The following is a 22,663-nucleotide window of genomic DNA, read 5'->3' as shown; positions in this document are numbered from 1 at the left end:
AGGCCAAGGAGTTTGCATGGCGGTTCCCGGACTGAAAGTAGTAATGGCCTTGAGTGTCGTCATCCTGCTAACGGCGTGTGAGGAGAAAAAACCCGTGCAGGAATACCTGCCACGGGTGTTCGTACAAGTCGTCAAGCCAACGGATTACGCGGCCTCGGTCACCCTCACCGGCGATATCCAGGCACGGGTACAGACAGAGTTGTCTTTCCGGGTGGGCGGCAAGATCATCCAGCGCTCGGTTGACGTCGGTGATCGGGTGACCGCCAAGCAAGTGCTCGCCCGGCTCGACCCCAAGGATCTACAGGCCAGTGTCGACTCTGCCCAGGCGCAAGTGCTCGCCGAACAGGCGCGGGTGAAGCAGAGTGCGGCGGCGTTCGTGCGTCAGCAAAAACTCTTGCCCAAGGGCTACACCAGCCAGAGCGAATATGACTCGGCCCAGGCTGCCTTGAACAGCAGTCAGAGCGCCTTGAGCGCTGCCCAGGCGCAGTTGGCCAATGCCAGAGATCAGTTGAGCTATACGGCGCTGATCGCCGATGCGCCGGGGATCATTACCGCACGCCAGGCGGAAGTCGGCCAGGTGGTGCAGGCGACGATGCCGGTCTTCAGCCTGGCCCGGGACGGCGACCGGGATGCCGTGTTCAACGTCTATGAATCGTTGCTGGCCCAGAAACCGAAGGATCAAACCATTGTCCTGAGTCTGGTCGACAACCCCGCCATCAAAACCACTGGCACCGTACGTGAAGTCACCCCGTCGGTGTCGGCGCAATCGGGCACCGTGCAGGTCAAGGTCGGTCTCGACAGACTGCCCGACGGCATGCAATTGGGCTCGGTGGTAAGTGCCACGGCCAGGGGCTCGGGCAAGGCGGCCATCGAGCTGCCGTGGTCGGCGCTGACCAAGAACATCAGTAAACCTGCGGTCTGGATTGTCGACGACAAGGGCAAGGCCCAGTTGCACTCGGTGACTGTCGGCCGCTACCTGACTGGCAAGGTCATCATCAGCGACGGGTTGAAGGAAGGGGACAAAGTCATCGTCGCGGGCGGGCAACTGTTGCACCCGGACATGGAAGTCGAGATTGCCGAGAACACTTACAAGGATCTGACCTGGGGAGCCAAGCCATGAAGCCTTTATGGGCGTTGTCTATCGGGCTGGTGCTGAGCGCCTGTTCCAAAAACGAACCGCCTCCGGCACCGGTACGGCCGGTGCTGTCGATCAAGGTTCAGACCTTGAACGAAGAGGATCTGGGCCGCTTCGCCGGCAGTATCCAGGCACGTTATGAAAGCAATACCGGGTTCCGCGTGGGAGGGCGAATCGCCAACCGTAACGTCGATGTCGGCACCGAGGTCGAGAAGGGTACGTTGCTGGCTACCCTCGATCCTTCAGATCAGCAGAACCAATTGCGTTCGGCTCAGGGCGATCTGTCGAAAATCCAGGCGCAGCTGATCAACGCTACGGCCACTGCCCAGCGTCAGAAAGCCTTGTTTGACCGCGGGGTTGGCGCGCAAGCGCAACTCGACGCGGCCAACACCGACCTGAAAACCACCCAGGCCTCCCTCGATCAGGCCCGGGCAGCTGTCAGCCAGAGCAAGGACCAACTGGGCTACACCGAGTTGCGCGCCGATCACAAAGCCGTGGTCACCGCGTGGAGCGCCGAGGCCGGACAAGTGGTCACGGCCGGTCAGCCAGTGGTGACCCTGGCGCAACCGGACATCAAGGAAGCGGTGATCGACCTGCCCGATACCCTGGTCGATCAACTGCCCAAAGATGTGGTGTTCCTGGTCGCTGCGCAACTTGATCCGAGCATCAATACCACGGCTGTCATCCGCGAAATCGAACCTCAGGCTCAAAGCGCGACACGCACCCGTCGCGCCCGCCTGACCCTGGCCGAAACGCCAGTCGGCTTTCGCCTGGGTACGGCAATCAGCGTCACCTTGAGCTCGGCGATCAAGCCGCGCATCGAGTTGCCTGTCACCGCACTGCAGGAGGTCGATGGCAAGCCGCGCATCTGGGTGATTGATGCGCAGAGCAAAACCGTCTCGCCCCGTGACATCACCGTGATTAGCCGCACCGGCAGCACCGTAGTGCTGGCTGGCGGCGTGAAGAACGGCGAGCGAGTGGTCAGTGCCGGTGTCAACAGCCTCAAACCGGGGCAACCAGTGAAAATCGACGAGGACAGTCAATGAAAGGGCCTTTCAACCTCTCGGAATGGGCCCTCAAGCACCAGTCGTTCATCTGGTATCTGATGTTCGTCGCGTTGCTGATGGGTGTGTTCTCGTACTTCAACCTTGGGCGTGAAGAAGACCCTTCGTTCACCATCAAGACCATGGTGATCCAGAGCAAATGGCCGGGGGCGACCCAGGAGGAAACCCTCGAGCAGATCACTGACCGGATCGAGAAAAAACTCGAAGAACTCGACTCCCTCGACTATGTGAAAAGCTACACGCGCCCCGGTGAGTCCACGGTGTACGTGTACCTGCGCGACACCACCAGTGCCAAGGACATCCCGGAAATCTGGTATCAGGTGCGCAAGAAGATCAACGACATCAAATACCAGTTCCCACAAGGCATACAGGGGCCTTCGTTCAACGACGAGTTCGGTGACGTCTTCGGGTCGATCTACGCCTTTACTGCCGACGGCCTGACCATGCGTCAATTGCGCGACTACGTGGAACAGGCCCGCATGGAAATTCGCGGCGTGCCGGGGCTGGGCAAGATCGAGATGGTCGGTCAGCAGGACGAAGTGCTGTACCTGAATTTCTCCACGCGCAAACTCGCCGCGCTGGGCATTGATCAGCGTCAGGTGGTGCAGAGCCTGCAAACCCAGAACGCCGTGACCCCGGCAGGTGTCATCGAGGCCGGACCGGAGCGGATTTCGGTGCGGACTTCGGGACAGTTCGCTTCGGAAAAAGATCTGGCCGAGGTCAACCTCAAGCTCAACGACCGCTTCTATCGATTGGCCGACATCGCCGAAATCAGCCGTGGCTACGTCGATCCGGCCTCACCGGAATTCCGCTTCAATGGCAAGCCGGCCATCGGCCTGGCGATTGCCATGCAGAAGGGTGGCAACGTCCAGGCGTTCGGCAAGGCCTTGCACACCCGTATCGACCAGTTGACCGCAGACCTGCCGGTCGGCGTCGGCATCTACAACGTCTCCGATCAGGCCGTGGTGGTGGAGGAGGCCGTCGGCGGCTTTACCAGCGCGTTGTTCGAGGCGGTGGTGATCGTGCTGCTGGTCAGCTTCGTCAGCCTGGGCGTGCGCGCCGGGCTGGTGGTGGCGTGCTCGATCCCGCTGGTGCTGGCGATGGTGTTCGTGTTCATGGAATACAGCGGCATCACCATGCAGCGGATTTCCCTCGGTGCACTGATCATCGCCCTCGGCCTGCTGGTGGACGATGCGATGATCACCGTGGAGATGATGGTCACACGCCTGGAATTGGGCGAGACCAAGGAGCAGGCGGCGACCTTCGCCTACACCTCCACCGCGTTCCCGATGCTCACCGGTACGCTGGTCACGGTGGCGGGCTTCGTGCCGATCGGCTTGAACGCCAGCTCCGCCGGCGAGTACACCTACACCCTGTTTGCGGTGATTGCCTGTGCGATGCTGGTGTCATGGGTGGTGGCGGTTCTGTTTGCGCCGGTGATCGGCGTGCACATTCTCAGCACCAACGTGAAACCCCATGAAGGCGAACCCGGGCGTATCGGCAAAGCGTTCAACGGCGGGCTGCTGTGGTGCATGCGCAATCGCTGGTGGGCCATTGGCATCACCGTACTGTGCTTTGCACTGGCGGTGTTTGGCATGCGCTACGTGCAGAATCAGTTCTTCCCGTCTTCGGATCGACCGGAAATCCTGGTGGATCTGAACCTGCCGCAAAACGCCTCGCTCGACGAAACCCGCCGGGCTGTCGACCGACTCGAGGCCACGCTCAAGGACGATCCGGACATCGTGCGCTGGAGCACTTACGTCGGTCAGGGCGCCATCCGCTTCTATCTGCCACTGGACCAGCAACTGCAGAACCCGTTCTACGCGCAGTTGGTGATCGTCAGCAAAGGCCATACCCGCGAGGCCATGATGCAGAAGCTTCGCGAGCGCTTGCGCAACGACTTCGTCGGCATCGGCAGTTATGTCCAGGCGCTGGAAATGGGCCCACCGGTAGGGCGTCCGATCCAGTACCGGGTCAGCGGCAAAGACATCGATCAGGTGCGCCGACATGCCATCGACCTGGCCACCGAGCTGGACAAGAACCCGCACGTTGGCGAGATCATCTACGACTGGAACGAGCCGGGCAAAGTCCTGCGCATCGACATCGCCCAGGACAAGGCGCGGCAGTTGGGGCTGTCTTCCGAGGATGTGGCCAACCTGATGAACGGCATCGTCAGCGGCCAGTCGGTGACCCAGGTCGACGACGACATCTATCTGATCAACGTGGTCGGGCGTGCGGTGGATTCCGAGCGCGGAACGCCGGAAACCCTGCAGAACCTGCAAATCGTCACACCTGGCGGCACGTCGATTCCGTTGCTGGCGTTCGCCACGGTGCGCTACGAACTGGAGCAGCCGCTGGTGTGGCGTCGCGATCGCCTGCCGACCATCACCATCAAGGCGGCGATACGCGACGAGATCCAGCCGACGGACCTGGTGAGAATCCTCAAGCCGTCCATCGACGATTTCGCTGCCAAATTGCCGGCGGGCTACAAGGTCGCCACCGGTGGTACGGTGGAGGAAAGCGGCAAGGCCCAGGGACCGATTGCCAAGGTTGTGCCGCTGATGCTGTTTTTGATGGCGACCTTCCTGATGATCCAGCTGCACAGCGTGCAGAAGCTGTTCCTGGTGGCCAGCGTCGCGCCGCTGGGGCTGATCGGCGTGGTACTTGCGCTGGTGCCTACAGGGACGCCTATGGGCTTCGTGGCGATCCTCGGGATTCTGGCACTGATCGGTATCATCATCCGTAACTCGGTGATCCTGGTGACCCAGATCGAGGAGTACGAGCAGAAGGGCTATGCGCCGTGGGATGCGGTGGTGCAGGCCACCGAGCATCGACGTCGGCCGATTCTGCTGACCGCGGCGGCGGCGAGCATGGGGATGATCCCGATTGCCCGGGAAGTGTTCTGGGGGCCGATGGCCTACGCCATGATCGGCGGGATCGTCATCGCCACCTTGCTGACGCTGCTGTTTCTGCCGGCGCTGTATGTGGCCTGGTACAAGATTCGCGAGCCGAAGAAAGAGACTGCATAAAGGCGAGCGCTGCGCGCTCATCGCGAGCAAGCTCGCTCCCACAGTTGACCGAGTCGTTCAGGAAAACTTGGTTCCCTGTGGGAGCGAGCTTGCTCGCGATGGCGGCCGAACTGGCTACGCAGATTTACGCCAGACACTCGCCAACCAAGGCTGCTGCTCCCGCGGCAGCCCTGCCGGCCGGTAGTAATGTTCAAGCTCGACAAACCCCGCCTCGATCAACAATTGCTGCCACGCCCGAAGGTCGTGATAAGACCCATAACGCGGCCCGTTCCAGCCTTCCTGATTCTCGCCACGGGGATTGGAACTGAACAACACGCCACCCGGTTTCAGCGTTCCCCGCAGCTGCTTCAACACCCGTGGCAATTCCTGTCGCGGCACATGAAACAGCGCCGCATTGGCAAAGATCCCGTCGAAGCGTTCGGCCGGCAGATCGAGCTTCAGGAAATCCTGTTGCCAGACCTCACAACCGCTGTCTTCACGGGCCAACTGCGCGAGTTTTTCCGAACCGTCGAGGCCAACTGCCTTGTGGCCCATACGGGTGAAGGTCTGCAAATCCCGGCCCGGCCCACAGCCAAAATCGAGAATGTCGAACGGCGCCTCGCCCTGAATGTGCCGCAACAGCGCATCGATGTTCTGGCTGACATCGTGATCGCGAGTCCCTTCACGGAAGCTTTCGGCCACCGCGTTGTAGTGGCCGAGAGTGGTGGAGGTGATCTGCTCAAGATCGATAGGCGTCTGTTTCATGTCGGCTGCGCAGGCAATTGGGATATTGCCGAATATACGCCATCAGGTTGAGGGTTGCTTCGCAGCCATTCGCGAGCAAGTCCGCTCCCACAGATATCCACGGTCAAGTGTAGAGCGAGCTTGCTCGCGAAAAACCTGAGGGCGCCGTGGGGAGCCAGGTTTCCCGCGTTATCGTTGACCTCCATCGCGAGCAGGCTCGCTCCTACAGAGTTAGCGTTTATTCAACCCCCGCGCCAACCGATCTCCACCTAACTGAATCACCGCCACCAACGCCACCAGCAGCACAATCACCGTCAGCATGATCTGGCTATCAAAGCGCTGATACCCATACCGATACGCAATGTCCCCCAACCCACCCGCACCAATCGCCCCGGCCATGGCCGACGAGTTGATCATGGTCACCAGGGTAATGGTGAACCCGCCGACAATCCCGGGCAGCGCTTCTGGCAGCAACACATGCCAGACGATGTGCCAGCGCCGGCAGCCCATGGCTTGCGCCGCTTCGACCAAACCGTGGTCGACCTCGCGCAAGCTGACCTCGGCAATACGCGCAAAGAAAGGCGTAGCCGCGATGGTCAGCGGCACCACAGCGGCCCATACGCCGTAAGTGGTGCCGACGATGAGCCGGGTGAACGGAATCAATGCGACCATCAGGATCAGGAAAGGAACCGAGCGGAACAAATTCACGAATGCGCCCAACGCGCGGTTCAGCGCCGGGGCTTCGTAGATGCCGCCCTTGGAACTGGTGACCAGGATTACCGCCAGCGGAATGCCCGCCAACAGTGCGATCAACGACGACACGCCGACCATCAGGAACGTGTCGATAAAGCCCTGCAGCAAGCGATCAAACCACATAACCCAGTACCTCCACCTGTTGCGCCCATTGGCCGGCGCGCTGACGCAATTCTTCGGCACCAAGGGGTGACCCCGTCACCGCGAGCAGCAGTTGCCCAAGTGCATGCCCCTGAATCCTTTCCACGCCGCCTTGCAGCAAGCGCACTCGGCCACCGAGGGCACTGAACAATGCCGCCAGGTCCGGTTCGTCGCGTTGGCTGCCGGTGAACTGCAAGCGCAGGACCACGGCTGCGTCAGAGGCGTTTCGCTGCGGCTGCAAACGACTTTGCAGCTCTTGCGGCAACGCGTGTTGCAGCGGCGTCAGCAATGTCTTGCTGACCTCATGTTGCGGATTGCCGAAGACTTCCCACACCGGACCTTGCTCGACGATGCGGCCGTGTTCGAGCACGACCACCCGATCACAGATCTCGCGGATCACCGCCATCTCGTGGGTGATCAAAACGATGGTCAGGCCCAGGCGCCGATTGATCTCGCGCAGCAGGCCGAGGATCGATTGCGTGGTCTCCGGGTCGAGTGCCGAGGTGGCTTCGTCGCACAACAGGATTTGCGGGTCATGCACCAGCGCCCGGGCAATGCCCACGCGCTGTTTCTGCCCGCCGGACAACTGCGCCGGGTAAGCCTTGTGTTTGGCCTGCAAGCCGACCAGTTCCAGCAGTTCACGGACTTTCTGTTCGCGTTGTTCCTTGGGCACACCAGCGACTTTCAGCGGTAGCTCGACGTTCTGCCAAACGGTCTTGGCCGACATCAGATTGAAGTGCTGGAAGATCATGCCGATGCGCCGACGCAGCGCCACCAGGCGGTCTTCGTCAAACTCGCCGATGTCCACCTGATCGATAAGCAACCGACCGCTGCTCGGTTGTTCCAGGCGATTGATGGTACGGATCAGGGACGACTTGCCGGCGCCGCTGCGGCCGATGATGCCGAACACTTCGCCGCGCTGGATCGCCAGGTCGATGCCGTGCAGGGCGGCCACCGGCCCTTGCTGGCCATTGTAGGTTTTGCCCAGGCCGATGAAGCGGACGTGGGCATGGTTCAGCTCGGGATGCAGCTCAGTGCGTTCGGCACTTTGCGGCTCTGGAATCTCCAGTCGCCGTTGGATGGCGGCCGTCATGCTCAGCTTTCCCAGCCGGCTTGATAGAGCTTGCCGTGAGCTTTATCCAACGCGGCGCGCACAGCGGGCGAGTGCTGGTAGATGTCGACGAACTTGATCAGGCGCGGGTCGGTTTTGCTCTTGGGCTGGATCACGAACTGAATCACGTACTCCTTGTGATCAAGGCCGTCGAACAGCAGCGCGGAGCCCGCATCGAAGGTTTTCGACAAGCGAATGTAGGCCGGGTAGCCCTGCACCAGATCGGCATCGTCATAGGCACGTACCAGTTGCACGGCTTCGACCTGGAGGATCTTGATGTGCTTCGGGTTGGCGATGATGTCTTCTTCGGTGGCCTTGTAGCCGACGCCGGGCTTGAGGGTGATCAGCCCGGCCTTGGCCAGCAGTTGCAAGCCACGGCCGCTGTTGATCGGGTCGTTGGCGATGGCCACGCTGGCGCCTTGCGGCAGTTCGTCGAAGCTTTTGTATTCTTTCGAATAGAGGCCGATGTTGTTGATGATCCCCGGTGCGAATGGCACCAGGTCGAAACCCGAAGCGGCCTTGGCGTTTTCCAGGAACGGGATGTGCTGGAAGTAGTTCACGTCGATGTCGCCGGCGGCGAGGCTGACGTTCGGCGCGATCCAGTCGGTGAATTCAACCAGCTCGACTTTCAGGCCTTGTCTGGAGGCCTCTTCGACGGCCGCTTCCAGGGGAATGGCGAAGGCGGCGGTGGTGCCGATTTTCAGCGGCGCGTCGGCGGCGAACGTCACCGAGCTGAACAGGCCGAGGGCCAGGGCCAGTGCTTTGACTGGGTGAGAGAGGTAGTGCTTTTTCATGATGAGTTTTCCAGTCAGTGCATAGAATTTGTGGTGTTTGGTCGGGCCTCTTCGCGAGCAAGCCCGCTCCCACATTTGGAATGCATTCCCTTGTGGGAGCGGGCTTGCTCGCGAAGCTTTTAGCGGCGGTAAGCCGAACCGGTATGTTGCTCAGGCAATTGCGCTTCCCGCTGAAACAGCTTTTCGCGCAAGGTGCCGTTGTCGTACGCCGTCTTGTACGATCCCCGTCGTTGCAACTCGGGAATCACCAGCTCAATGAAATCCTCATAGCTTTCCGGCGTGACGATACGGGTCAGGTTGAAGCCATCCAGCCCGGTTTCGGCGATCCACGACTCCAGCTCGTCGGCCACCTGTTCCGGGGAGCCCACTACGGTGATGTAACGACCGCCGAGGGCGTGTTGTTCGAGCAACTTGCGCCGGGTCCAGTCATTGTTTTGCAGGTGTTTAGTGGCGGACTGGATCGCGTTGCTCTTCACGTACTGGATCGGTTCGTCGATTTCATACTGAGAAAAATCAATCCCGGTGGACGCCGAAAAATGCGCCACGCCGGCTTCGGCACTGGCGTAGCTCAGGTATTCGGCGTGCTTGGCCCAGGCCAGGTCTTCGGTGGCGCCGACGATCACATTCAGGCCCATGAACACCTTGATGTCCTCGGGGTTGCGTCCGGCACCGACGGCGCTGGCGCGCACCTTGTCCACCTGCGCCTTGGTCGACGCCTTGGTCTGGCCGCTGATGAACACGCACTCGGCATGGCGTCCTGCGAACAGCAAGCCACGATCCGAGCTGCCGGCCTGGAACAGTACCGGCGTGCGCTGCGGCGAGGGCTCACAGAGGTGATAACCCTCGACCTGATAGAACTCGCCCTTGTGCTCGACCTTGTGCACCTTCTCAGGCTGCGCGTAGATCCGCTGCTGCCGGTCGTTCAGCACCGCGCCGTTTTCCCAGCTGCCTTCCCAGAGTTTGTAGAGCACCTCCAGGTACTCGTCGGCCTGGTCGTAGCGACGGTCATGCTCGGCCTGTTCGCTCAGACCCATGGCCTTGGCGGCGCTGTCGAGATAGCCGGTGACGATGTTCCAGCCGACACGCCCACGGCTCAGGTGATCCAGCGTAGAGAGGCGGCGGGCGAACAGATATGGCGCTTCGTAGGTGAGGTTGGCGGTCAGGCCGAAACCGAGGTTTTTCGTCACCGCGGCCATGGCCGATACCAGTAGCAGCGGGTCGTTGACCGGCAGTTGGATCGACTCTTTGAGCGGCACGTCCACCGAGTTCTGGTAGACGTCGTAGACCCCGACGATGTCTGCGATGAACAGGCCGTCGAACAGCCCGCGCTCCAGCAGTTGCGCCAGTTCGGTCCAGTATTCGATCGTGTTGTATCGGGTTGATGTGTCCCGTGGATTGGTCCACAGGCCATGGTTGATGTGCCCGATGCAGTTCATGTTGAACGCGTTGAGCAGGATTTTCTTTTTAGCCATTCAGATGGTCCCCCGCAGTGGCGGGTTTTCATCGTTGAGGTAGTAATTACCCACGGCGTGATACTTCCAGCGCACCGGATCGTGCAGGGTGTGCACCCGGGCGTTGCGCCAGTGGCGGTCGAGGCTGTGTTCGATCAAGGTCGCCTGGCTGCCGGCCAGTTCGAACAGCGTGCTGCCGGCGGCCAGGGAGATTTCGGTGCTCAGGGCGCGGGCTTCGGCCACGGCAATCGACGCGGCCGCGACGGTCTCGGCCTGCGTGTCGGCCTGGGCCTTGTCGAGGTATTCACCCGCACGCTCCAGCAGCGCCTCGGCGGCGTGCAGGCGAATGCTCAGGTGGCCGAAGCTCTTGAGGGTCAGCGGATCGTCGGTGGCTTTTTCGTGGGTGGCGTCGATCCACGGCCGGGTTTTCGTGCGCACGAAGTGCAGCGCATCTTCATACGCGGCGCGGGCGATGCCGGTGTCGATGGCGGCATGGAGAATCTGCGCCAGCGGGCCGACCGGGGTAGGGCGCTCGAAGGCGCTTTGAAAGGGAATCACATCTTCAGCGGCAACAAACACATCTTCAAATACCACTGAGCCACTGCCGGTGGTGCGCTGACCGAAGCCGCTCCAGTCGTCGATCACGCTCAGGCCCTTGCTGTTTCGCGGGACGAACGCCAGTTGCTGCACGCCGTTTTCATCCACCACCGAGGTGGGAATGCGCTGGGCGTAAATCGCGCCGGTGGCGTAGAACTTGCGACCATTGATGCGATAGCCGCTGGCGTCGCGAGTCAGGCTTGTGACGCGATCATGTGCGGTTTTGGTGCCGAGTTCGGCCAATGCATTGCCGAAGCGCTGGCCGGCCAGTACTTCGGCATAAAGACGTTTTTTCTGCTCGTGGTTGCCGTTCACCCGCAGCACTTCGAGGGCATAAAAATGGTTTTGCGGGATTTGCCCAAGCGAGCCGTCGGCCTGGGCAATCAATGCGATTACCTTGGCCAGGGTGACGTTGGAAACTCCGGCACCGCCGTATTCTTTCGGCACGCTGATGCCCCACAGGCCCGAGCGGGAAAATACTTCCAGCTCCGGGTGTGGCAAGCGGCGCTCGCGGTCGCGCAGGGCGCTGTCGCGTTTGAAGTCTTCGGCCAGGTCGCTGGCAATGATCAGGGCTTGTTCATCGCTGGTGATGACCGCGACGTGCTGAGAATTTGTCATGTTGTTCTCCAGATGTCTGGTCGTCAGATCCAGGAATGCCGATTAGGCAGCGTGCCGTTGAGGCGATAGGCGCCGATGGCGTGATACTTCCAGCGCACCGGATCGTGCAGGGTGTGCACCCGGGCATTGCGCCAGTGGCGGTCGAGGTTGAATTCGGCGAGGGTCGCGCGGCTGCCGGCCAGTTCGAACAGCTTTTCACTGGCCAGCAACGAAATTTCGGTGGTCAGCACCTTGGCTTCGGCCACGGCAATCGAGGCGCGGGCGGCGGACTCGGCGGTGAGCGGCGTGGCGCTGACCTGATCAAGTACCTGTCCGGCCTTACGCAGCAGCGCTTCGGCGGCGTGCAATTCGATTTTCAACTTACCGATATCGGCGATCACGTACAGGTCATCGCCGGCCCGCTCGACCTTGGCGTCGATCCATGGCCGGGCGCGGGTTTTCACGAAGTCGATGGCGTCGTCGATGGCGCCTCGGGCGATACCGGCATCGATGGCCGCTTGAATCAGTTGGGAGACGGCGCCCTGAATGTTCGGCGTGTCGTTGATCTTCCAGTTATCCACAACCAGTTCGGAGTCGACTCGCACGTTGTTGAGCAAAATCGTGCCGCTGGCGGTGGTGCGCTGACCAAAGCCGGACCAGTCGTCGACGATGCGCAATCCCGGCGTGCCCCGACGGACGAACGCCAACACTTGTTTGCCATCGTCATTCAATGCCTTGACCGCGACCCAATGGGCGAACAGGGCACCGGTGGAATAGAACTTCTGGCCGTTGAGGACGCCGTCGGCGGTGAGGCGTGCCTTCAGTTCCAGGGTGTTTCTGGTGCCGCGTTCCGGCCCGGCATTGCCAATGCGCCAGCCATCAAGGACGCTTTTGAACAGTTGTTGTTTCTGCGATTCGGTGGCACTGCCGAGGATCAGGTTAAGAATGCCGAACTGGTTTTGCGGGATTTGCCCAAGCGCCGGGTCGGCGGCGGAAATGATCGCGAAGACCTCGGCCAGGGTGACGAACGAAACCTGCGGGCCACCGTACTCGCGGGGGATGGAAATGCTGCCCAGGCCGCTGCGGGTGAACTGTTCGATTTCAGACCATGGGAGCTTGCGCTGCTGGTCACGTTTGGCCGCTTGCAGGCGGGCGAGTTGCGCCAGTTCGTGGGCTGCTTTGATGGCTTGGGCATCGTTGCGCAAGACTTGTGCGGGCAACAACAGGGGGGGGACGTCCAGGTCACTCTGGACGATTGCATCTGCCAGACTGGACATCAGTGCCGCTCCTTGGCTGCACGCAATGCCCTGGCGATCTGCACTGGGGTGATTGTGTTCCGGACCATACCTACCTCACATCTCATGGAGGCGCCGCTTGTGGCAGCGCATGAAAACAAGAATGTCCGGTGGTCCGGTTTATATACCCTAAACGTGTATAAATATTTTATGAACTAACTTTTAGGAATATAGATAGAAGGATGAACCTGCTGCTGCGAGCGACCCCTGTATTCATTGCTTGCGGGATTCGGCGGCCTTGAGCACTTTTTTCGGGGGGATTTTCAGATAGGGATTGGCGCAACCGATCTTCAGCGTGCGGGGCGGTGCCCAGCGCGAGTTGTTGCCCACCCTGTCGAGAATGCAGTAGGTCACTTCCAGCCGCAGATCTTCGCCGGCTTCGAGGATGATGGCCGGCGGTATCCAGACCTGGATTGGCTGGCCCACATCGGCGGACTTAAGTCGTGGCAGGTCCATGCGCACATCGCCCCAGCGCAGGGTGATTTCGTCGTCGACGGCCATGTTCAGGTACGGCTCGATGGTCAAGGGAACACCGCGTTTGACCTGACTCGGATTGACCCCTTGACGGCGAATCGCCTCGGGAATGTTCACCGGTGCCAGGCATTGGTTTTCATCGCCGCACAGCGCGGAGGGTTGGCCGCCCGGGCAGTCGAGTTTGATCTGAACGTTGCGGCTGGCCGATATCGCCGGGTCCCGGCCAACTTGCATGACCCGGTAGTGAATGCGCGAAGTACCGTTGGCGACAAAACTTTCAGGCACCCTTAACTGCACCGGTTGGCCGACATCGCTGGCGGTCAGCACGCGGGAGGCCACGTAGCAGTTGTCCCAGAACAGTTCGATCAGGTCACCTGCGTCCATGGCGGGGTAGGGTGCCACATTGATCAGCAGGTGCGCCGCGCAAGTGACGTTGATGCCGGTCTTGTTGGATTGCGCCAGGGTCGGGGCCGCAAGCCCGGATTTGTTCGAGGTGCTTTTCATGAAGTCTCCTTGAAGTCTTGCAACGAAGTCCGTTTCTGGAATTTCAAAAAACTAAAAATCGAAGCGAGAAAGCCATTCATTACTTCGAATTGAAATAATGATTCAAGCGTGATGAGTGTTGCTGGCAGGAGACTAGATAAGAGCCAGGAAGATCAGGTGTCAATAAGATTTGTTAGTTATGAATGGTGTGTGCTGCTATTCAGAAAGTTCCTACGCTCTCAAGTAAGTAAACCATGTCGGTGTGTCGAATTCATCTGCTGAAAGTGGCGAGATATAGGCGGTTTTGTACAGGTCGTTGGCACAACCCTGCTATGGAAAACCTGATTGGATTAGCACTGTTTAATTGTTGTCATGCATATATATGTACCGCGTGCGCGTACAGGATATGTGTGTCGAATAGAAGGGTTTAGTTTGGTATTAATGAGGTGTATTTCGAGGGGGCACTTCCATCCATGGAAGTTTACCGTTGTTGCGCAGGGTTGTTAGTTGTGAGCGTTATTCAGGAACTTGCTCAGGAACTGTTTGGTTCGCTCTTCTTTCGGGTTGGCAAACAACGCCTTCGCTTCGCCTTGCTCGACGATCACGCCCTTGTCGAAAAACACCACCCGGTTGGCCACGTCCCGGGCAAAACCCATTTCGTGGGTGACGATCACCATGGTGCGTTTCTCTTCGGCCAGCCCGCGGATGGTCGCCAACACCTCGCCCACCAACTCCGGGTCGAGGGCCGAGGTCGGCTCATCGAACAGGATCACTTCGGGCTCCATCGCCAGCGCCCTGGCAATCGCCACGCGCTGTTGCTGGCCACCGGAGAGGCGACGCGGGTAGGCGTCTTCCTTGCCCGCCAGACCGACCTTGGCCAGGAGCTTTTTACCCAGGGTAACGGCGTCGGCGCGCGGGGTCTTTTTCACCACGATCGGGCCTTCGATGACGTTTTCCAGGGCGGTGCGATGGGGGAACAGGTTGAAGTTCTGGAACACGAAACCTACGTGCTGGCGCAAGCGCCGCACCAGGCTCTGCTGCTGGTTCAGGGAACGGCTGGTATCGATCTCGATATCACCGACCTTGATCCGGCCGCTGGTGGGTTCTTCCAGAAAATTCAGGCAACGCAGGAAGGTGGTCTTGCCCGAACCGCTTGGGCCGATGATTGCCACCACCTCGCCTTCCTTGACCTCAAGATCGATGCCGTTGAGCACGACTTGACCCTTGAACTGCTTTGTCAGTTTTTCCACGACAATCATCGGGTCAGGACTCCTGGTCGTGCCGATTGACCCGCGCTTCCAACTGGTTCTGCAGGTGCGACAGCACCGTGGCCAGGACCCAGTAGATCAGTGCGGCGGCAAGATACATGGTGAAGATTTCGAAGGTACGGGCGGTGATCAGTTGCGCCTGGCGGAACAGCTCCGGCACCTGGATGGTAGCGGCCAGCGCCGTGTCCTTGACCAGCGAAATGAAGCTGTTGCCCAGCGGCGGCAATGCGGTGCGCATTGCCTGCGGCAGGATGGCCCGGCGCAGGGTTTGCGCACGGGTCATGCCGATGCTGGCAGCGGCTTCCCACTGGCCGCGCTCGATGGAGCTGATCGCGGCACGCAGGATTTCACAGGCATAGGCGGCCATGTTCAGCGAGAAGCCGATCAGGGCCGCCGGCAGCGGATCAAGTTCCAGACCCAATTGTGGCAAGCCGTAATAGATCACGAACAGTTGCACCAGCAAGGGCGTGCCGCGAAAGAACGACACGTAGATGCGGGCGATCCAGCTCACCAGTTTGAAGCGCGACAGGCGCATCAGCGCCAGGCCGAACCCCATCACCAGGCCGAAAAACATCCCGCCCAGGCTCAAGATCACTGTGTAGTACGCGCCCTTGAGCAGAAAGGGCACGGAGTCCAGTGCGAGTTGAAAAGCTTCTTCCATTATTGAGTGACGTCAGCGCTGAAGTATTTTTCCGAAAGCTTTTTCAGCGTACCGTCGGCGCGCAGCTTGTCGATGGCTTTGTTCACAGCTGCCAGCAGCTCAGGCTCGCCTTTGCGCAGGGCAATACCGGCTTCCTGACGGGAGAACGCATCACCGGCGGCGGTGGTGTCCTTGGCTTTCTTGGCGTATTCCAGCGCGGCCAGGCGGTCGATCAGAATGGCGTCGATGCGGCCGACACGCAGGTCCTGGAACTTGGTCGGATCATCTTCGTAGGTGCGGATGTCAGCCTTAGGCACATTTTCTTTCACCCACTGCTCGTAGTTGGTGCCCAGGCCTACGCCGACTTTCTTGCCAGACAGGTCAGCGGCGGACTTGATGTTCAGCTCGGCGGCCTTCTTCGTCAGCACCAGCGCCTGAATCCCGGAAACGGTGTACGGCTCGGAGAAGTCATACTTTTTCTTGCGCTCTTCGGAGATGGTCACCTGGTTGATTACCGCATCCAGGCGCTTGGACTCCAGGGCGGCGAGGATGCCATCCCATTTGGTCGGCTGCAGCTTGACCTTCACGCCCAGCTCTTTGGCCAGGGCTTCGGAGAACTCGACTTCAAAGCCGGCCAGTTTGCCGTCGGCGTCGACGAAACTGAACGGTGGGTAAGTGCCTTCCAGGCCAACGTTGATCACGCCGGCGTCTTTGATTTTTTGCAGTTGCTCACCGGCAACGGCATGGCCAATCAGGCCGGCGCTCAGTGCCAGGCCCAGCGAGCCCACCAGCAGATTGCGACGTAGTGCGGAAAAATTCATGACAAGCCCCTGTGTTTTCTTATGGAAGACGCTTAAGGAAAGTTGGCAAATTCGGGATTTTGACGACTGCGATATCCTGCCCTAATGCAGCTTATGCGTCTCGCTGCAAATTCGCCTGCGGCGTGACTATAAGATGACGTCGTTAGATAGGAAAATAATAAATATTCTATTTGTTATGCGCTAAATGAATATGTGGTGGTTGTGAGAAAAGATCGCAGCCTCCGGCAGCTCCTACAGGTGCACGCCGCTCAATGTAGGAGCTGCCGAAGGCTGCGATCTTTCGATCTTCTGGAACGCTTACAGAAAATCCTTGTACGCAAACAACGCCGGTGCCCCACCGGTGTGCAGGAAGATAATCGGGCCCTCATCGAAACGCTGACGCCCGATCCCGTCCAGCAAGCCCGCCATGGCCTTGCCAGTGTAGACCGGGTCCAGCAGCAAGCCTTCCTGACCCGCCAGCAGCTTCACCGCCGCCAGTGTTCCGGCATTTGGCTCGCCGTAACGCGGGGCGAAATACTCATCCCACACTCGACCTTGAAGGCCTCCGGCAGGTTCACGCCCAGCAACTCGGCGGTGCGCTCGGCCAGGCCTTGAACCTTGGGCCGTTGATCTTCATCGCTGCGCGAGACCGTCACGCCGATTACTGGCAGATCCGGCAGCACTTCACTCAAGGCCAGTGCCAGGCCGCTGTGGGTACCGGCGCTACCCGAGGCCAGGACCACGGCGGCGAAGGTCAGGCCGGTGTCCTTGATTTGTTCGGCCAGTTCCAGCCCCGCACGCACGTAACCCAGAGCACCCAGCGCATTGGAACCACCGATCGGCACCAGGTACGGCTTCTTGCCGTTGCTGCGCAGCCGGCCGGCCAGGGCTTGCAGTTGTTCGTCGGCGTTATCGAGGTTTTCCACCAGTTCGACCTTGGCATCGAACAAATCGAGCAGCAGGCGGTTGCCATTGCCGGTGTAATTGCTGTCATCGGTGCCGAGGGGGTTTTCCAGAAGGGCTACGCAGCCCAAACCCAGCTTGGCGGCAATGGCGGCTGTCTGGCGCACGTGGTTCGATTGCAGCGCGCCGGCGGTGATCAAGGTGTCGGCACCCTGGGCCAGCGCATCGGCGGCCAGGTATTCGAGTTTGCGCAGCTTGTTGCCGCCCATCGCCAGCGGCGTCAGGTCATCGCGCTTGACGTACACGTCGCGACCCAGCCAGGTCGACAGGCGTTCGAGCTTTTCCAGGGCGGTGGGTTGACCGAGCAGGTCGAGGCGGTTAAAGCGGGCGAGCTGTTGTTTGATCATGGGTCCGTACTGGCCGTTGAAGATCTCAGGACTATAGGCACGCCCCAAAGCCTGGGCAACCGCCAATCGCTTATAGCCAATCGAACTGAGCACAGCACTATTGGTTCTTAATTTGCCTTGCGACCCTTGCCGTAAAGTAATTGCCGTCAGTGCGGCCAGACAGTCCGGTCGCCCGTGAGGAGTTTTTACTGTGAGTGAGCGTTCCAGCCATTGGCAATTGCAGACCATCGTCAGCCAGCTGCGCACGGCGCGTGAACAGTGGCGTGCACAAAACGGCCGGGCCAGCGGCGAGCAGGGCGGTCGCGAACTGCCCTCCCGGGCGGCCATGGCAGAGATTCTCGAAGCCTTGTGCGGTGCGCTGTTCCCGATGCGCCTGGGGCCGGTTGACCTGCGCGAAGAGAGCGAAGATTTCTACGTCGGTCACACGCTGGATGTGGCGTTGAATGCGCTGTTGGCCCAGGCGCGACTCGAATTGCGCTACGCCGCGCGTCACAGTGCCCAGGCCGATACCGAAGTCGAAGCCAAGACCATCCAGATCATTCAGGACTTCGCCCTCGCCTTGCCGGGCTTGCGCAGCCTGTTGGACACCGACGTACTGGCGGCCTATCACGGCGACCCGGCGGCACGCAGTGTCGATGAAGTGCTGTTGTGCTACCCGGGGATTCTGGCGGTGATTCACCACCGCCTGGCCCACCATTTGTACCGTGCCGGGCTGCCGTTGCTGGCGCGGATCAGTGCGGAAATCGCCCACTCGGCCACCGGCATCGACATTCACCCCGGCGCGCAGATCGGCCGCAGTTTCTTCATCGACCACGGTACTGGCGTGGTGATCGGCGAAACCGCAATCATCGGCGAGCGCGTGCGGATTTATCAGGCGGTGACTTTGGGTGCCAAGCGCTTCCCGGCCGACGAAGACGGTCAGTTGCAGAAGGGCCAGCCGCGGCATCCGATTGTCGAGGATGACGTGGTGATTTATGCCGGGGCGACGATTCTGGGGCGGATCACCATCGGTCAGGGCTCGACCATCGGCGGCAATGTCTGGCTGACCCGCAGCGTGCCGGCGGGCAGCAACCTGACCCAGGCGAATCTGCAGCATGATGATGGGGCGCAGAAGTAGGCCTTTGAATCTCCTCTGACTGGCCTGGCCTCTTCGCGAGCAGGCTCGCTCCCTCAGGGTATGTGCGTCGGTCACAAATCCAATGTGGGAGCGAGCCTGCTCGCGAAGCTTTTTAAATCCCCCCATATTTCCTCCTTGAGCTAGCGTACAACCAGTACCGCCCAGCCCTGCGATTAGTCCTTAGCCCCCTATCCATGTTTAACTTGAACGTTCATTCAAGTTAAACCGGCGGTTCGCTGCCCGCTCACAACAGGAGGCTTGCCTTTGCTGAGTCCGATTTCCACAGCCACGTTTTTACCCTTCGAGGTGCACCGTACATGAGTGCATCGTCCATCCCTCCAGGCGGTCTGATCCGCATGAATCCGCCGGTGTTCTGGTTCTCGGCAAGTTTCATTCTGTTGTTTGGTGTCGTTGTCATCGCCATGCCCGAGCAGGCCGGTGCCTGGTTGCTGGCGGCGCAAAACTGGGCGGCCAACACGGTCGGCTGGTATTACCTGCTGGCGATGACCCTGTATCTGGTCTTCGTGGTGGTCACCGCCTTGTCCGGCTACGGCAAGATCAAGCTCGGTGCCGACCACGACGAACCCGAATTCAGTTATCTGTCCTGGGCCGGCATGCTGTTCGCCGCGGGGATCAGCATCACCCTGTTTTTCTTCTGTGTGTCCGAGCCCCTGACCCACATGCTGCAACCGCCGCAAGGCGAGGCGGGTACGGCGGATGCGGCGCGCCAGGCGATGCAGATTCTGTTTCTGCACTGGGGCCTGCATGGCTGGGGCGTGTTCGCTTTTGTCGGCATGGCGCTGGCCTACTTTGCCTACCGGCATAACCTGCCACTGGCCCTGCGTTCGGCGCTGTATCCGCTGATCGGCAAGCGCATCAATGGCCCCATCGGCTATGCAGTGGATGGCTTCGGCATCATCGCCACGGTGTTCGGCCTCGGTGCCGACATGGGCTTCGGCGTGTTGCACCTCAACTCGGGCCTGGACTACCTGTTCGGCATCGCCCATACCCAATGGATTCAGGTCGGCCTGATCACCTTGATGATGGGGGCGGCGATCATCGTTGCCGTATCCGGCGTCGACAAGGGCATGCGGGTCATGTCCGACATCAACATGCTGCTGGCCTGTGCGCTGTTGCTGTTCGTGTTGTTCGCCGGCCCCACGCAGCACTTGCTCAACACCCTGATCCAGAACCTCGGCGATTACCTCGGCGCCTTGCCGATGAAGAGTTTCGACCTTTACGCCTACGACAAACCCAGCGACTGGCTGGGGGGCTGGACCGTGTTCTACTGGGCCTGGTGGATTGCCTGGTCACCGTTCGTGGGCCTATTCATCGCGCGCATTTCCCGTGGCCGGACCATCCGCGAATTCGTCTTCGGTGTGCTGCTGATTCCGCTCGGCTTCACCCTGGCGTGGATGTCGATTTTCGGTAACAGCGCCATCGACCAAGTGCTCAACCACGGCATGAGCGCGCTTGGCATGTCGGCCATCGACAACCCGTCGATGACGCTCTACCTGCTGCTGGAAACCTACCCGTGGAGCAAAACCGTCATCGCGGTGACGGTGTTCATCAGCTTCGTGTTCTTCGTCACCTCCGCCGACTCCGGCACCGTGGTGCTGTCGACGCTGTCCGCCAAAGGTGGCAATCCCGACGAAGACGGGCCGAAATGGCTGCGAGTGTTCTGGGGCGCAATGACTGCGCTGGTGACGAGTGCACTACTGTTCTCGGGCAGCATCGATGCGTTGAAGTCGGCGGTGGTCCTGACTTCGCTGCCGTTCTCGTTGATCTTGCTGTTGATGATGTGGGGGCTGCACAAGGCGTTTTATCTGGAATCGCAGAAGCGGATTGCCCAGATGCATTCGCTGGCACCGGTCTCGGGATCCCGTCGCGGCAAGGGCGGCTGGCGTCAGCGTTTGAGCCAGGCCGTGCATTTCCCTTCGCGGGATGAGGTCTATCGCTTCCTCGATACGACGGTGCGCCCGGCAATTGAAGAAGTGTCGGCCGTGTTCATCGAAAAGGGTTTGCACGTAGCGACGCACCCGGGTCCGGCCAATGACAGCGTCAGCCTGGAAATCGGTCATGGCGATCAGCATCCGTTCGTTTATCAAGTGCAGATGCGCGGCTACTTCACGCCGTCGTTTGCCCGCGGCGGCATGGGTTCCAAGCAGCTCAACAATCGCCGTTACTACCGGGCCGAAGTGCATTTGAGCGAGGGCAGCCAAGACTACGATCTGGTGGGTTACACCAAGGAACAGATCATCAACGACATCCTCGACCAGTACGAACGGCACATGCAGTTCCTGCATCTGGTGCGTTGATCGCGGGCAGGGCGCCGGGGCTTTTCAGTTCTCGGCGCTCAGCACCATGAACAACACCAGTGCCGCCACCGGAATGCTGAACACCATCGTGCCGATCCCCAGTTCCGTACTCAACGACTGTCCGGCGTGCACCACACCGATGGCGCCGTTGATCACTGTCAACGCCAGCCACAGGATCACGAAGCTGTAGGTGAGTGTCTGACGGCTGAAGCCGAGTTTTTCGCCGATGAACAGCATCATCGCGAGCAGGACCAGACCGAAGGTGATGATGATCGTGGTGTGCATGGCTTGCTCCATCCTTGCGATAGGTATCGCCTCTTCGTTGCTTTGACGACTTTGTTCCTGCCGAGCCAGATTGCGCAAGTGCGCTGTTGATCAGCAGATTTTTCCGGGCCGATCAAAAATATATGAAACGTTTCAGCAATTCATCGAGTCTCAGGTTTTTTGGCGTTTGTCTGGGCGTATGCTGGGCGACTGGCGAAGCAGTCGATACCAGATTCAAGACAGACAAGAGAGGATTCGATGACTTACACCGCTGCCGAAAATCGCTACGACTCCATCCCTTACCGCCGCGTGGGCCGTAGTGGGCTGGTGCTGCCGGCGCTGTCCCTGGGCCTGTGGCACAACTTCGGCGACAGCACGCCGATCGATACCCAGCGCGCGTTGCTGCGCACGGCATTCGACCTGGGCATCAACCATTTCGACCTGGCCAACAACTACGGCCCGCCCTATGGCAGCGCCGAGATCAACTTCGGCCGTTTACTGCGCGAAGACTTCAAGCAGTACCGTGACGAACTGATCATCTCCAGCAAGGCCGGTTGGGACATGTGGCCGGGGCCTTACGGTCAGGGCGGCGGTTCGCGCAAGTACGTGCTGGCCAGCCTTGACCAGAGCCTGCAACGCCTGGGCGTGGACTACGTCGACATCTTTTATTCCCACCGCTTCGATCCAGACACGCCGCTGGAAGAAACCGCCAGCGCACTCGCGACAGCGGTACAACAGGGCAAGGCGCTGTACATCGGCATCTCGTCCTATTCCGGGGTGAAAACCCGTGAAATGGCCGCGTTGCTCAAGGAATGGAAAGTCCCGTTGTTGATCCACCAACCGGCCTACAACCTGCTCAATCGCTGGGTTGAAAAAGACTTGCTGGACACCACTGACGAGCTCGGCACGGGCGTGATCGCCTTCACGCCGCTGGCGCAGGGATTGCTGACCGACAAGTACCTCAACGGCGTGCCGAAGGATGCGCGGGTCAATCGTCCGGGTGGTGGATCGTTGCAGGCGTCGCACTTGTCCGAGGCCAACATCGCCCAGGTGCGGGCACTCAACGAAATCGCCCGGCGTCGTGGCCAGAGTCTGGCGCAGCTGGCGCTGGCCTGGACCCTGCGCGATCCGCGGGTCACTTCGGCATTGATCGGCGCGAGCCGGCCGGAGCAGATCATCGAGAACGTCGGGGCGTTGAAGAACCTGAGCTTCAGTGCGCAGGAACTGGCGGAGATTGACCGGTTTGCCCAGGAGGGCGGGATCAATCTTTGGGAGAAGCCTTCGACAGCTGAGTAAGTG

18 protein-coding genes and 1 pseudogene are annotated in these 22,663 nt (G+C 60.3%); 6 read left to right on the top strand and 13 right to left on the bottom strand.

Annotation, left to right across the window (positions count from 1 at the left end; all coding sequences use genetic code 11):
- Positions 1–16: 16 nt before the first annotated feature.
- The 3 genes from RS887_RS26575 to RS887_RS26565 are packed head-to-tail and all read left to right on the top strand — an operon-like array spanning position 17 to position 5,228.
- Entirely contained in the window at positions 17–1,120 is a 1,104-nt protein-coding gene (locus RS887_RS26575) for an efflux RND transporter periplasmic adaptor subunit (protein WP_322617710.1), read from the top strand.
- Positions 1,117–2,181 carry an efflux RND transporter periplasmic adaptor subunit gene (locus RS887_RS26570; protein WP_322617709.1) on the top strand — a complete coding sequence of 355 codons (1,065 nt, stop codon included), beginning with the start codon at positions 1,117–1,119 and terminating at the stop codon, positions 2,179–2,181. Before RS887_RS26575 ends, RS887_RS26570 begins: the two co-directional genes overlap by 4 nt.
- A complete protein-coding gene (locus RS887_RS26565) occupies positions 2,178–5,228 on the top strand; it encodes an efflux RND transporter permease subunit (protein WP_322617708.1) in 3,051 nt (1,016 codons plus the stop codon). The genes RS887_RS26570 and RS887_RS26565 overlap by 4 nt, the downstream gene beginning before the upstream one ends.
- A gap of 114 nt (positions 5,229–5,342) precedes the next feature.
- Here the strand turns inward: RS887_RS26565 and RS887_RS26560 are convergent, their stop codons facing one another.
- From RS887_RS26560 to RS887_RS26505, 12 genes and pseudogenes are all read right to left on the bottom strand, one after another.
- On the bottom strand, positions 5,343–5,972 hold the full coding sequence (locus RS887_RS26560; RefSeq protein ID WP_322617707.1) for a class I SAM-dependent methyltransferase: 630 nt from the start codon (positions 5,970–5,972) through the stop codon (positions 5,343–5,345).
- A gap of 210 nt (positions 5,973–6,182) precedes the next feature.
- On the bottom strand, positions 6,183–6,827 hold the full coding sequence (locus RS887_RS26555) for a methionine ABC transporter permease (RefSeq protein WP_057712488.1): 645 nt from the start codon (positions 6,825–6,827) through the stop codon (positions 6,183–6,185).
- A complete protein-coding gene (locus tag RS887_RS26550; protein WP_322617706.1) occupies positions 6,817–7,938 on the bottom strand; it encodes a methionine ABC transporter ATP-binding protein in 1,122 nt (373 codons plus the stop codon). The genes RS887_RS26555 and RS887_RS26550 overlap by 11 nt, the downstream gene beginning before the upstream one ends.
- 2 nt (positions 7,939–7,940) lie before the next feature.
- Positions 7,941–8,750: a MetQ/NlpA family ABC transporter substrate-binding protein gene (locus RS887_RS26545; RefSeq protein WP_322617705.1), complete on the bottom strand. Its 810-nt coding sequence runs from the start codon at positions 8,748–8,750 to the stop codon at positions 7,941–7,943.
- A gap of 119 nt (positions 8,751–8,869) precedes the next feature.
- Positions 8,870–10,222, bottom strand: coding sequence for an LLM class flavin-dependent oxidoreductase (locus tag RS887_RS26540; RefSeq protein ID WP_322617704.1), 1,353 nt, complete (start codon positions 10,220–10,222; stop codon positions 8,870–8,872).
- Positions 10,223–11,416 carry an SfnB family sulfur acquisition oxidoreductase gene (locus tag RS887_RS26535; protein WP_322617703.1) on the bottom strand — a complete coding sequence of 398 codons (1,194 nt, stop codon included), beginning with the start codon at positions 11,414–11,416 and terminating at the stop codon, positions 10,223–10,225. It abuts the gene before it with no gap.
- A 23-nt stretch (positions 11,417–11,439) separates the two neighbouring features.
- Positions 11,440–12,672, bottom strand: coding sequence for an SfnB family sulfur acquisition oxidoreductase (locus RS887_RS26530; protein ID WP_322617702.1), 1,233 nt, complete (start codon positions 12,670–12,672; stop codon positions 11,440–11,442).
- A gap of 231 nt (positions 12,673–12,903) precedes the next feature.
- Positions 12,904–13,668: a hypothetical protein gene (locus RS887_RS26525; RefSeq protein WP_322617701.1), complete on the bottom strand. Its 765-nt coding sequence runs from the start codon at positions 13,666–13,668 to the stop codon at positions 12,904–12,906.
- A 482-nt stretch (positions 13,669–14,150) separates the two neighbouring features.
- A complete protein-coding gene (gene tcyN / locus RS887_RS26520) occupies positions 14,151–14,906 on the bottom strand; it encodes an L-cystine ABC transporter ATP-binding protein TcyN (protein ID WP_322617700.1) in 756 nt (251 codons plus the stop codon).
- 4 nt (positions 14,907–14,910) lie between these two features.
- Positions 14,911–15,576 (bottom strand): cystine ABC transporter permease, encoded by a 666-nt coding sequence (gene tcyL / locus RS887_RS26515; protein WP_007972897.1) that lies wholly within the window; start codon positions 15,574–15,576, stop codon positions 14,911–14,913.
- Entirely contained in the window at positions 15,576–16,376 is an 801-nt protein-coding gene (tcyJ, locus tag RS887_RS26510) for a cystine ABC transporter substrate-binding protein (RefSeq protein WP_008019080.1), read from the bottom strand. Before tcyJ ends, tcyL begins: the two co-directional genes overlap by 1 nt.
- Positions 16,377–16,673: 297 nt before the next feature.
- Positions 16,674–17,665: pseudogene (locus RS887_RS26505) on the bottom strand (D-cysteine desulfhydrase).
- A 190-nt stretch (positions 17,666–17,855) separates the two neighbouring features.
- Here RS887_RS26505 and epsC point away from each other — a divergent pair.
- Entirely contained in the window at positions 17,856–18,782 is a 927-nt protein-coding gene (gene epsC, locus RS887_RS26500; protein WP_057399186.1) for a serine O-acetyltransferase EpsC, read from the top strand.
- Positions 18,783–19,138: 356 nt separating this feature from the next.
- Positions 19,139–21,100, top strand: coding sequence for a choline transporter BetT (betT, locus tag RS887_RS26495; RefSeq protein ID WP_322617875.1), 1,962 nt, complete (start codon positions 19,139–19,141; stop codon positions 21,098–21,100).
- A gap of 24 nt (positions 21,101–21,124) precedes the next feature.
- Here betT and RS887_RS26490 read toward each other — a convergent pair whose 3' ends face one another.
- Positions 21,125–21,385, bottom strand: coding sequence for a hypothetical protein (locus RS887_RS26490; protein WP_322617699.1), 261 nt, complete (start codon positions 21,383–21,385; stop codon positions 21,125–21,127).
- Between the two features lie 237 nt (positions 21,386–21,622).
- Between RS887_RS26490 and mgrA the strand changes: the two genes are divergently transcribed.
- Entirely contained in the window at positions 21,623–22,660 is a 1,038-nt protein-coding gene (mgrA, locus tag RS887_RS26485) for an L-glyceraldehyde 3-phosphate reductase (protein WP_322617698.1), read from the top strand.
- Positions 22,661–22,663: the final 3 nt, after the last annotated feature.

This window comes from Pseudomonas sp. BIC9C (genome assembly GCF_034541995.1).
Classification (GTDB): Bacteria; Pseudomonadota; Gammaproteobacteria; order Pseudomonadales; family Pseudomonadaceae; genus Aquipseudomonas; species Aquipseudomonas fluorescens_CC.
The sequence above is the reverse complement of the archived record's forward strand: the minus strand, read 5'-3'. Positions and strand labels throughout refer to the sequence as shown.